General features: G+C 64.1%; 9 protein-coding genes and 1 tRNA gene. 6 read left to right on the plus strand and 4 right to left on the minus strand.

The window, feature by feature from the left end; translation table 11 throughout:
- Positions 1-42 precede the first annotated feature (42 nt).
- The 3 genes from AC1DX6_RS04490 (at position 43) to AC1DX6_RS04500 (ending at position 4,201) form a co-directional block, all read left to right on the plus strand.
- The gene (locus tag AC1DX6_RS04490; protein WP_477311520.1) at positions 43-2,196 is read left to right on the plus strand and encodes a thiamine pyrophosphate-dependent enzyme; all 2,154 of its coding nucleotides are present in this window, start codon (positions 43-45) and stop codon (positions 2,194-2,196) included.
- Positions 2,189-3,748 carry an indolepyruvate oxidoreductase subunit beta family protein gene (locus AC1DX6_RS04495; protein WP_477311521.1) on the plus strand — a complete coding sequence of 520 codons (1,560 nt, stop codon included), beginning with the start codon at positions 2,189-2,191 and terminating at the stop codon, positions 3,746-3,748. Before AC1DX6_RS04490 ends, AC1DX6_RS04495 begins: the two co-directional genes overlap by 8 nt.
- A 159-nt stretch (positions 3,749-3,907) precedes the next feature.
- The gene (locus AC1DX6_RS04500) at positions 3,908-4,201 is read left to right on the plus strand and encodes a GYD domain-containing protein (RefSeq protein ID WP_477311522.1); all 294 of its coding nucleotides are present in this window, start codon (positions 3,908-3,910) and stop codon (positions 4,199-4,201) included.
- 945 nt (positions 4,202-5,146) lie between these two features.
- On the opposite strand, the gene AC1DX6_RS04505 is transcribed toward AC1DX6_RS04500, so the two are convergent.
- A tRNA-Thr gene (locus AC1DX6_RS04505) sits at positions 5,147-5,222 on the minus strand.
- Positions 5,223-5,555: 333 nt separating this feature from the next.
- On the opposite strand from AC1DX6_RS04505, the gene AC1DX6_RS04510 reads away from it, so the two are divergent.
- Positions 5,556-6,734 (plus strand): hypothetical protein, encoded by a 1,179-nt coding sequence (locus tag AC1DX6_RS04510; protein WP_477311523.1) that lies wholly within the window; start codon positions 5,556-5,558, stop codon positions 6,732-6,734.
- On the opposite strand, the gene AC1DX6_RS04515 is transcribed toward AC1DX6_RS04510, so the two are convergent.
- Positions 6,731-8,326: a cisplatin damage response ATP-dependent DNA ligase gene (locus AC1DX6_RS04515; protein ID WP_477311524.1), complete on the minus strand. Its 1,596-nt coding sequence runs from the start codon at positions 8,324-8,326 to the stop codon at positions 6,731-6,733. The two genes, AC1DX6_RS04510 and AC1DX6_RS04515, sit on opposite strands and share 4 nt — an antisense overlap.
- Positions 8,327-8,329: 3 nt before the next feature.
- Positions 8,330-9,337, minus strand: a complete 1,008-nt coding sequence (locus AC1DX6_RS04520) for a ligase-associated DNA damage response exonuclease (protein WP_477311525.1) — start codon at positions 9,335-9,337, stop codon at positions 8,330-8,332.
- A 107-nt stretch (positions 9,338-9,444) separates the two neighbouring features.
- Between AC1DX6_RS04520 and AC1DX6_RS04525 the strand changes: the two genes are divergently transcribed.
- Entirely contained in the window at positions 9,445-10,365 is a 921-nt protein-coding gene (locus AC1DX6_RS04525; RefSeq protein WP_477311526.1) for a class I SAM-dependent DNA methyltransferase, read from the plus strand.
- Between the two features lie 112 nt (positions 10,366-10,477).
- Positions 10,478-10,837 (plus strand): hypothetical protein, encoded by a 360-nt coding sequence (locus tag AC1DX6_RS04530; protein ID WP_477311527.1) that lies wholly within the window; start codon positions 10,478-10,480, stop codon positions 10,835-10,837.
- 12 nt (positions 10,838-10,849) lie between these two features.
- Here AC1DX6_RS04530 and AC1DX6_RS04535 read toward each other — a convergent pair whose 3' ends face one another.
- Positions 10,850-11,791 carry a 2-hydroxyacid dehydrogenase gene (locus tag AC1DX6_RS04535; protein WP_477311528.1) on the minus strand — a complete coding sequence of 314 codons (942 nt, stop codon included), beginning with the start codon at positions 11,789-11,791 and terminating at the stop codon, positions 10,850-10,852.
- Positions 11,792-11,812: the final 21 nt, after the last annotated feature.

Below are 11,812 nucleotides of genomic sequence, written 5' to 3' on the forward strand. Positions count from 1 at the left end.
ATCCAGCCGATAACGGGCCGGCGGTAACGGAAGGAGACAAAAATGGCCGAACGGTCTTTTGCCAAGGAAGTCGAAAAACTCCGCCTCGGTGCCGGCGAGGAGTTTGCCGGCGAAGGCATTCTCGCCATCACTAAGGCGCTGTTGCAATGCGGCGTCGGCTATGTCGGCGGCTATCAGGGCGCGCCGATCAGCCATCTGATGGATGTGCTGGCCGACGCGCAGGACATTCTGGGCGAGCTCGGCGTGCACTTCGAGGCCAGCGCTTCCGAAGCCACCGCCACCGCCATGCTGGCGGCCTCGGTGCATTATCCGATCCGCGGCGCGGCCACCTTCAAGTCGACCGTCGGCACCAACGTCGCCTCCGATGCGTTGGCCAACCTCGCTTCCGGCGGCGTCACCGGCGGCGCGCTGATCATCGTCGGCGAGGACTATGGCGAGGGCTCCTCGATCATGCAGGAGCGCAGCCACGCCTTCGCCATGAAGAGCCAGGTCTGGCTGCTCGATCCTCGGCCCAATTTGCCGTCGATCGTCAAGGCGGTGGAGGACGGTTTTGAATTGTCCGAGGCCTCCAACACGCCGGTCATGCTCCAGGTCCGCATCCGCTGCTGCCATGTCCATGGCCATTTCATCGCCAAGGACAACAAGCGGCCGCCGATGACGGTGGCCGACGCGCTCGAGGCGCCGCGCCGCGACACCGGCCGCATCGTGCTGCCGCCAGCCTCCTTCCTGCACGAGAAGGAGAAGGTGCAGAAGCGCTGGCCGGCGGCGGTGGATTTCATCCGCAAGAACAAGATCAACGAAATCTTCGGGCCGGACCATGGCTCGGTTGGCATCGTCCTGCAGGGCGGCATGTACAATTCGGTCATCCGCGCGCTGCAGCGTCTTGGCCTTGCCGACACCTTTGGCGGCACCGACGTGCCGCTCTATGTCCTGAATGCCGTCTATCCCCTTGTTGATGACGAGTTCCTGTCCTTCTGCGAGGGCAAAGGCTCGGTGCTCGTCGTCGAGGAAGGCCAGCCCAACTACATCGAGCAGGCGTTTGCCTCGATGCTGCACAAGGCCGGGCGCGGCACCAGCATCGTCGGCAAGGAGCATCTGCCGATGGCCGGCGAATACACCGGCCAGGTCATGCTCGACGGCATCGGCTCCTTCCTGCGCGCCACCGCTCCGCATCTTTTGCCGGGCGAGGTGCGCGCCCCCAACAAGGTTGGCGACGGGCTCGACATTGCCGACCTGATCAACGTCGTGCCGGGCCGTCCGCCCGGCTTCTGCGTTGGCTGTCCGGAGCGACCGATCTTTGCCGCGACAAAACTGGTCGAGCAGGAGCTTGGCAAGCACCACATCGCCTCCGACATCGGCTGCCATCTGTTCTCGATCATGCCGCCTTTCGAGCTCGGCGCCACCACCATGGGCTATGGGCTCGGGCCGGCCTCGGCCTCGGCATTCAATTCGCCGGACGCCAAGCGCCGTTCGATCTCCTTCGTCGGCGATGGCGGCTTCTGGCACAACGGCCTGACCTCCTCGATCGGCAACGCCGTGTTCAACAAAAATGACGGCGTTATCGTCATCGTCGACAACTTTTACTCGGCCGCCACCGGTGGCCAGGACATTCTCTCATCCCGCGCCGGCAACAAGACCAAATCGACCAAGCACCCGATCACCGAGGCGGTGAAAGGCATGGGCGTCAAATGGCTGCGCCACATCGACCGCACCTATGACGTCACAAAGATGCAGGACACGCTGCGTGAGGCGCTGACGACGGAGGAGAAGGGACCAAAAGTCATCGTCGCCTCGTCCGAATGCATGCTCAACCGCCAGCGCCGCGAAAAGCCGCTGGTCGACAAGGCGATCAAGGGTGGCGAGCGCGTCGTAAAACCGAAATTCGGCGTCGACGAGGACATCTGTACCGGCGACCACGCCTGCATGCGGCTGTCCGGTTGCCCGTCGCTGTCGGTCAAGTCGCTCGACGATCCACTTCGTGACGATCCGGTGGCGCATATCGATCAGAGCTGCGTCGGCTGCGGCAATTGCGGCGAGGTCGCCGATGCGGCGGTGCTTTGCCCGTCCTTCTACCGTGCTGACGTCGTGCACAACCCCGGCCGCTGGGATCGTTTCCTGGAAACGGCGCGACGCGCCACGATCGGCCTCTTGCAGCGCCGCCGTGAAAGCCGGCGCCTGACATTCGCCGATGCTTGAGTCTTCATCCCACGCCCGGGCGGATGTGCAGCATGACGAGCGCGTCATCAAGCTTGCCGTGCTGGCGGTCGGCGGCCAGGGCGGTGGCGTCCTGGCCGACTGGATCACCGACGTCGCTGAGCGCAATGGCTACGTCGCGCAATCGACCTCGGTCGCCGGCGTCGCCCAGCGCACCGGCGCCACCATCTACTATGTCGAGATGTGCCGCGACACCGGCCGCCCGCCGGTCCTCGCTTTGTCGCCATCGCAAGGCGACGTCGACATATTGATCGCCGCCGAACTGATGGAGGCCGGCCGCGCCATCATCCGCGGTTTTGTTACGCCCGAGCGCACCACGCTGATCGCCTCGTCGCACCGCATCGCCGCTGTGTCGGAGAAGATCGAGCCCGGCGACGGTCGCGCATCGTCCTCAAAGGTGCATGCGACGGCGGAAGCCGCGGCCAAGCGGTTCATCGCCTTCGACATGGAAAAAATCGCCGCCGACAACGGCTCGATGATCTCGGCCAGCCTGCTCGGCGCACTGGCGGGGTCCGACGCGCTGCCCTTCACCCGTGAAAGCTACGAGCAGGCGATCGGCGCCGGTGGTCGAGGCGTCAAGGCCAGCCTCGCCGCCTTCGGTGCTGCCTTTGATCGCGCGCGGGGCACAGCCTCGCCAGCGCCTCCGGCCGCCGAGCCGGCGGTTGCCGAGGTCGGTCTGGATGCGGCGGGGAAAGTCAGCGGTCCGGAGGGCCTGCTAAAAGGTTGGCAGGCGTTAGCAACTCATGTCAGCGCGCTGCCGGAGCCGCTGCGCGACATGGCGCTTCGTGGTTTGCGAAAGGTCGTCGACTATCAGGACATCGCCTATGGCGGCGAGTATCTCGACCGGCTAGATCGGGCCGTCGCGCTGGACAATGCCGAACATGCCTATACGTTGTCGATCGCAGCGGCCAAGCATCTGGCCAACGCCCTGTGCTACGACGACATGATCCGCGTTGCCGATTTGAAAACGCGCTCGACCCGTGACCAGCGCGTGCGCCGCGAGGTCGGTGTCAAGGATGGCTCGATCCTGCAGGTGACCGAATATTTCCACCCGCGCATCGAGGAGTTCTGCGGCACGCTGCCGGCAGGGCTGGGCAGCTATATCGAAGATCGGCCGAAGCTCGCCGCCTTCCTTGACCGCCGCATCAACCATGGCCGCCGCATCCGCACTGACAGCTTCGCCGGCTTTGCCGCTCTGTGGTTCATCGGCGGCCTGCGCCGCTGGCGTCGCAGCCTGCTGCGCCACAAGGTCGAGGTCGAGCATCTCGAGCGCTGGTACGCGCTGGCGCTTGGCTATGTGCCGGCTGATTACGCGCTTGCCGTCGAGATCCTCAACTGCCGCCGGCTGATCAAGGGCTATAGCGACACCCATCTCCGTGCCCAGTCGAAATTCGACCGCGTGCTGTCGGCGCTCGATCTGGTCAAGGGTCGCCCGGATGCCGCCGACTGGATCCGCCGCCTGCGCGAGATGGCGCTGAAGGACGAGAAGGGCGACATGCTCGACGGTGCGCTGAAGACCGTGGCGTCGCTGTAGCGAACGGATTCCGTGCTTCCCCCAGTTGACCGGTGAATAGCCGGTGCCGCAGCCGCACAGGCCTTCTGTGGTTCGCGCGCCCGGCTCGTGCTATCGTAATTGTGGGAGACGGCGGACGCGCCGTGAGCGCCCGTACGCTCCCTATTGTGGGAGGAACCAATGGCTTACTACGTATTGCTGTCGAGTTTCACAGATCAAGGTATCAAGAGCATCAAGGACACGCAGAAGCGTGCTGACGCTTTCAAGGCGATGGCCAGCAAGAGCGGCATCAAGGTTCACACGCTGTTGTGGACGCTTGGTCAGTATGATGTCGTGGCGATTGCAGAAGCCGACGACGACATTGCTGCGACCGCCCTGGCCTTATCGATCGCATCGATGGGCAACATCAGAACCCAGACATTGAGGGCGTTCGACACCGCGGACATGGCCAAGATCCTGGCAAAGATGGCCTGACCGCCACTGTGCTGCCCTGCGCAGACGATTGAAGCCGGCCGCTGAGCCGAACGGCGGCAAGCTTGTTTGTTTTCCAGGAAGCGAAAACCCCGGCGCGAGGCCGGGGTTTTTGGTGATCTCGCGAAGGTGCAGACCTTGCTGGGACGAGGTCGTTAATCCTGTCGTGGCATCGACCTTACTGCTGAGAAGGGGCAGCGCTCAATCGTCGGTAGGGGACGCCGTCGAAAACTGCGATGGCAAAGTCCGTAGCCGACATCTTGCGCTTGCGGCCGTCGCTGCAGCTGAAAACCGGCCAACCGGCATCGCTGCATTCGCTGGCAGCGCAGATGCGGGCAAGGCAATTTCCGAGTGTCAGCCGGAAGCCGCCAGTCCCTGCGAAGCCCTGCAACAGACTGCCGTCCGCCGCGCGCCATGTCCGTGCCCGGAATTCCGCTCGCAAGAGCGTTGGTTCGAGAGGGACCGCAAGGTCAGTTTCGCCTGAACGTCCGGCGAGCTTTAGCCGAATGCGCGCCATCCCTGTCGTGTATGCGGTTACAAGGTCGGATTCTGCCGCATAGGCTGAAGCCATGGCCGAACGGTCAAGCAGATGAGAAATCCGCCTGCCTGCCTCCACCGGCTTGATGAAGGCAGCAATCAGAGCAAGAAAGGCAAAGCAAGCTCGCGACATCGGATAATTCCAGCAGCCGTTTTGGCGCCAGCGTGCCGGTTCGCCTCCCGTTTCCCTTGTACAACATCCTGCCAATCGGCGCCCGGCGCAAGCCGCTGCCCGCTATTTTGCTGTCGTCGATGAATGGGGGCGTCCAGAGCAGCCTGCTGGGAATGAGCGCGCCTGTCGAAGAATGAGAAAAAGGGTAGGACTGGCGCGGGCGTGCTGCTGTATTGTTGTCGGCCGGCAATGCGCCTGTCGACTGAGCGCTTAACGTTCGAGCAAATGCCTGGGAAAAATGGTGCCGCTTAGGTGACTCGAACACCTGACCCCATCATTACGAATGATGTGCTCTACCAACTGAGCTAAAGCGGCCCGGGAAGCCTAGGGCCTCCAAGATGGGCTGGGTGATAGACGCAACCGGGTTTAAATTCAAGACAGGACTTGGCATTTCGTGCCGACCTTGGCTGCCGGTCCAAAAGGAGCCGGCACACCGGTCCGCTTGACGCCTGCGCGACCGTTGCCGGGCGCTTCGCCCGCGATGGCGCCGGAAAAATCGGCGACATATGTTGATTTCTTTGCCGAAAACCTCCGAAATCAGCCTTGGACGCCCTGCCGAGGCAGAATGCGGCCGCTCGCCCGTTGATTGATTGGTCGCCTGCGGCTAACGATCATGGCGATGTGAGCGAACATGCAGAGGGAATTCGCTTGGACGCGATCGAAAAAGCGATCCGCAACGCCTTCGAAAAGGGCAATGCCGAGGACCGGGCGTTTCGCGAGAAGGTCTATCGATCGGCCTTCGCCGCGCTTGACCGCGTCCTCCAGGCCAATCCCGGCGTGACGGTGGAAGCCGCCATCAAGCGCCGCAAGGCGGTGCAGGCCAAGATCACCGAGATCGAATCCGAGTATTTGCCGGCGGTTGCCGGTGTTGCTCCGCAGGCAGAAACTGCCGCGCAGGCGGAACCTGCCGCGGCTGCGCCGGCAGTGGAACTTCCGACGAACACCGAACCTGTGGGCGAAGCGGTCGTATCAGCGCCGTCGCCTGAGGTCGTTGTCGACCGGCCGGAGCAACCTCCGGCGTCCGATGCGCCGCAATCGCGCGTCTTGCCGGTCGTCCCCGATATCATGCCCGACGCGGTTCTTCCCGGCGTGCCGGAAATCGACATGTTCACCTCAGCTCCCACCGATGCCGCAACAGAGGTGGCGCCCGATCGTGACGAGAGGCGGGTGAGGGGGCGCCGCTTACCGCTGACCGCGATCTTCCTCACGGTCACGCTGCTCGCCGCCGCCGGCATCGGCCTCTATTTCGGCATACAGACCGGCGTCTTCAAAACGCCGGCCCAGCTCGACACCGCCCCGCCCGAGGCACCGCCGACGGTCGACGGTGACGATTTCACGCCGCCGGCCGACACGGGCTCGCCGCAAAAGCCCGGCGCCGCCGATCAGGCGCGCGACTGGATCAATGTGTTTTCGCCTGCCGATCCGACGCATGTCAGCGCGCCGTCCGATGCCAAGGCGGAGGTGATGCAGGACGACACCGGTTCCTTCCTGCGCATCCGCTCCGGCGCCTCCGGCTCGGCCATCGCCTTCGATGTCGGGCAAGGCGTGCTGGAGAAGCTCGCCGGCAAGCACGCCGTGTTCGATGTCCTCGCCCGCTCCGAAGAGGGCAAGGAGACGCAGATCTCGGTCGATTGCAATTTCGGCGATCTCGGCGATTGCGGCCGCAAGCGTTACGCGGTCGGCCAGCAGCGCAACGAATATCTGTTCGACGTACAGTTCCCGCAGAAGCATCCGGGTGCAGCCGGCACCATCGCCATCAATTCCGACTTCGACAAGCAGGGCAAGGCGGTCGACATCTACGAAATCCGCGTCTCGATCGCGCCCTAATCCAATAGCGCCTGCAGCGTTTCGATGCGATCGGCCTCAGCCGTCGGCTTGTCCCAGCGCAGCCGCGAAATTCTGGGAAAACGCATGGCAACGCCGGATTTGTGCCGTGTCGAGCGGTTGAGCCCCTCGAACGCCACCTCCAGCACCAGGCCGTTCTTGCGGTCGGCCCGCACCGAACGGACCGGGCCAAAACGCTCGACCGTATTGTCGCGGACATATTTGTCGATCTGCTTCAGTTCCTCGTCGGTGAAGCCGAAATAGGCCTTGCCGACCGGCACCAGCTCCTCGGATCCCTCCGGCCCTGACCAGACGCCGAACGTATAGTCCGAGTAGAAACTCGAGCGCTTGCCGTGGCCGCGCTGCGCATACATCAGCACCGCGTCCACGGTGTGCGGATCGCGCTTCCACTTGAACCACGGGCCCTTCGGCCGTCCCGCGAGATAGGGCGAATCCCAGCGCTTCAGCATTACGCCTTCGATGATTGGATGCGGCGGCACCCGGCGCAGCTGTTCCAGCGTTTGCCAATCCGGGAATTCGACGAATGGCGAAAGATCGAAGCGGCCCGGGTCCAGCCTTTTGACGAGGGTTTCAAGCCGCTTCCGACGCTCCGCGAAAGGCAGCGCGCGCAGATCTTCGCCGTTGATCTGCAGCGCATCGTAGCAGCGCATGAAGGCTGGGTATTGCTGCTGCATCTTCGGCGTCACGCTCTTGCGGTTGAGCCGCTGCTGCAGGTCAGAAAACGTGCCGGTCGCCGCGGGCTCGCCGACCAGAAGCTCACCGTCGAGGGCGGCTGAAAAATGCATGGCGTCGGCGAGGTCGGGGAAGGCGCCGGAGACATCGTCGCCAGTGCGTGAATAGAGCCGGCGAACGCCGCCTTCGCAGGTTGCCTGAACACGGATGCCGTCCCATTTCCATTCGGCCGCATAGTCGGCCGGGTCGAGTTTTTCGAGATCGCCGTCGCCAACCGGGTTGGACAGCATCACCGGCCGGAACAGCGCCAGCGCGGTTCTCGCCGGCTTTTCGGCCTTGCCTTCCAGCCAGGCGAACAGCTCGATATAGGGTGGCGTCAGCCCGTGCCACAGCTCCTCGATCTCGGCGACGTCAACCTTGCCGAATTCGGCCAGCGCCTGTTTCGCCAGCCGCGCCGAGACGCCGATGCGCAAGCCGCCGGTGACCAGTTTGATGATGGCAAAACGGGCCGAGATGCTGGCGCTGTCGAGCAGCCTGGCCAGCACCTTCGGCCCGTCGGAGCGGCTCGCCGCCTGCAGCTTTTCGACGACCTCGCCAAGCGTAGGCTCACGGTTCTGCATATTGGCGGATGACTGCGGCCAGACCAGCGACACGGTTTCGGCGAGGTCGCCGACATAGTCGTAGGAGTAGCCGAACAGCACCGGGTCCATGCGCTCGGTGACCAGCGTGCGCAGCATCGCCGGCTTGACCGCCGCGATCGAAAGATCGCCGGTGATCGCAGCCAGCGCCAGGCCGCGGTCGGGATCCTCGACGTTGCGAAAATAGTCGGTCAGCAGCGTCAGCTTGCCGTTGCGCGACGGCGTCAGCACAAGGCGGTCGAGAAGTTCGGCGAAGCGGTTCATGCCTCAGTCGCCCTCGTCCTCATACCCCACCAGATGCAGCGGCCGCGCGGCAATGCCTTCGAGTTCACACCAGCGCACCAGTGCTTCCTCGCGGCCATGCGTCACCCAGATTTCGCCGGCGCCCGTCTCCTTGATGGTGGCGGTCAACTCGTCCCAGTCGGCATGGTCGGAAATGATCAGCGGCAGTTCGACGCCGCCTTGCTTGGCGCGCTGGCGGATGCGCATCCAGCCGGAGGCAAAGCACGAGATCGGATCGGGAAAGCGCCGCGCCCAGCGGTCAGCGAAGGCCGATGGCGGACCGACGACAATAGCGCCTGCGAAATCACCCTTGCCACCCTCCACCGTTGCCGGCTCCAGCGTACCGAGGTCGATACCCTGGCTCTGGTAGTAGTCGCTGAGCTTGGCCAGCGCACCGTGGATGTAGATCGGCCTGTCGTAACCGGCGTCGCGCAGCAGCCGCATCACCCGCTGCGCCTTGCCCAGCGCATAGGCGCCGACCAGATGCGAGCGCTCGGGAAATTGTGCGGCTGATCTTAGCAGCCGGGCGATCTCTTCGGTGTCGGGCGGGTGGCGGAACACCGGCAGGCCGAAGGTTGCCTCGGTGATGAACACGTCGCATTTCACCGGTTCGAACGGCGCGCAGCTGGCGTCCTTCTGTCGCTTGTAGTCGCCGGAGGCAACGATGCGCGTGCCCTGGTGTTCGACCGCGATCTGTGCCGAGCCAAGCACATGGCCGGCGGGATGGAAGGTGACGGTCACGCCGTTCAGCGCGATCGTCTCGCCGAGCGCAGCCGCTTGGCGGGCCTCGGCAAAGTCCTCGCCATAGCGCAGCCCCATAATGTCGAGCGTCTGCCTTGTGGCCAGCACCGAGCGGTGGCCGGAGCGCGCATGGTCGGAATGGCCGTGCGTGATCAGCGCCCGGTTGACCGGCCGCACCGGGTCGATGAAGAAATCGCCGGGCGGGCAATAAAGGCCTTCCGGCCGCGGATGAAGCAGGTCGCTGGCGCGCATGGTTGCAAGATAGGCACTAATTCCGGCGCGGGAAGCCTGTTGTAACTCACTGCTGACTCCCGCATACACGGCACCGCCGGCTTCGCTTGCCGGCAGGACCCATCGCCATGAAACCGCTCCAGGCCTCGTCCGGCGACTTGAACGCCGATCGCCGCGCCGACTATGCCGAGATGCTGCACGCCGATGGCGATCATGCGGCGGCGGCGGAATTGCTGCTTGGCGCGCTGGAACTGACGCCGCAATGGGCGATGGGATGGTTCCGCCTCGGCGAGATGCAGCAAGCGGCAGGTGCGTCGGGTCCGGCGGCGCAGGCCTGGGCCATGTCGTTGCAGCTGGACCCGGCGGATCGCCAGGGCGCCGCGCTCAATTTGCAATTGATCGGCAAGGCGCCGGCGACAGACGCGCTGCCCAGCGCCTTCGTCGAAACGCTGTTCGATCACTATGCCGAGACGTTCGATCAATCGCTGGTCGACAAGCTCGGCTACCGCTTGCCCGAGTTTCTCGATCAGGCCATTCGGGCGGCAAGGCCGGGTCGTTTCGGGCTGGTGCTCGATCTCGGCTGCGGCACCGGGCTGATGGGGCAAAGGCTGCGGCCGATCGCCGACCGGCTGGAGGGCTATGATATCTCGGCCAGCATGCTGAAAAAGGCGCGAGCCAAAGCCATCTACGATTTTCTGGGCAAGGCCGACTTGCGGGATTTTTCCTATGGCGGCCCGAAAGCCGATCTGGTGGTGGCGGCCGACGTGTTCATCTATGTCGGTGGGCTCGAAGCCATGGTGAGGACGATTGCCGGGCTGTTGGCCGGCGACGGCTTGTTTGCGTTCTCGGTCGAGAGTCTGGCTGACCCGGCCGGCGATTTCGCGCTGCAGCCGTCACGCCGCTTTGCGCATTCGGAACCCTATGTCAGGCGGGTTCTCACCGCCAACGGGTTTTCGATCCTGTCGCTGGAAGCCACAACCATCCGGCAGGATCGCCGTCAGGCGGTCGAGGGGCTGGCGGTGGTGGCGGCGAAAATCAGCACAGGCTGAATGCTCACAATGGTGACCAAGGCGGTGGTGCCGTCCCGTCTGCCTTTGCTGTGAAAAAGCCCGAATCGCATGCGCGGATGACAGGGGGCTGATATCGGCAGGAGCAAAACCAATGCGCTGGAACATGATTGTCTTGGCGTCTTGCCTGGCGATGGCCGGCTGCATGGGCTCGTCGATGTCCGAGCGGCAGGACGCCAATGTCGAATCCTCGCTGCAGTTCGACACCGTGCCTTGCGATCAATTGCTGGCACAGCGAAACGGCCTGGCGCAGCAATATCATTTGGCGGTGGATGCCAAGCCGACCTTCTCCAATCCGGCGTTGGGTTTTGGCCCGTTCACGCCGGATATGCGCTCGAAGAACCGGCGCGATATTGACCAGGCAACGGGCAGGATCGACGCCATGAACCGCTCGATCGACCGCCGCGATTGCGGCCAGCCGGGCAAGAAAACCAAGTTCGCTTTGCCGGGCTAAGCCTCGCTTGCGTCAATAGCCCGCGTCGCGATCGACCAGATTGTCGAGCTTCTCGCCGCGCTCGTAGGCGGCCATCTGCCGAAGCATGATCGGCACCAGATGGACGGGATCGGAGGTTGCCGCCGCGTGCGGGGTCACGAACACCTTCGGATGGCCCCAGAGCGGGCTGGTCTTCGGCAGCGGTTCGACCTCGAACACGTCGAGGCTCGCCTCCTTCAGCGTGCCGTCGTCCAGCGCGCGCAAAATGTCGGCATCTTTTTGCAGCCGGCCGCGCCCGGCATTGATCAGCACCGCGCCGCCAAGTCCGTTGCGCCTGCGCAACTCCTTCAGCACGCCATGATTGATGATGCCTTTCGTGTCGGGAGTCAGCGGCAACAGCACCACCAGGATGTCGGTGGCGTTGAGGAACGGAACCAGCCCGGCCTCTCCCGCGTAGGTCGAAACACCTTTCATCGGTCGGTCGGTGCGCGACCAGCCATTGACCGGAAAGCCTAGCGACAACAGCACCGACGCCGCCGCGCGGCCGAGATTGCCGAGCCCCATAATGCCGACCGAGATGTCGCCGGCCGGCCGCTGCGGCGGCTCGTGCCAGATCTTCTTCGGCTGCTGCGACCGGTAGAGCATGCCCTGGCGGTGATGATCGAGCACCCGCCAGACGACATATTCGGTCATGTACTGGGTGAGGTTGTCGGCGACGACCTTGACGATCGGCACCTTGGGCAGGCCGGGGTCGGCGAAGATATGGTCGACGCCGGCGCCGATCGAGAAGATGGCGCGCAGATTGGGCAGCGACGCCAGAAGGTTCGGCTTCTGCTTCCACACCACCGCATAGGTGATCGACGGATCGCTGGCGCCGTCCGGCTCGAGCACCACCTCACGCTCGGCCGACAAAAGTTCGCGCCAGCGCTGCGGATGAAAGCCGGTAACGGCAAGCAGGATGCGGCCTTTTTCCATATTCAGATTTTATTCCTCTTG

This window comes from Mesorhizobium sp. P2_C4 (assembly GCF_056404575.1).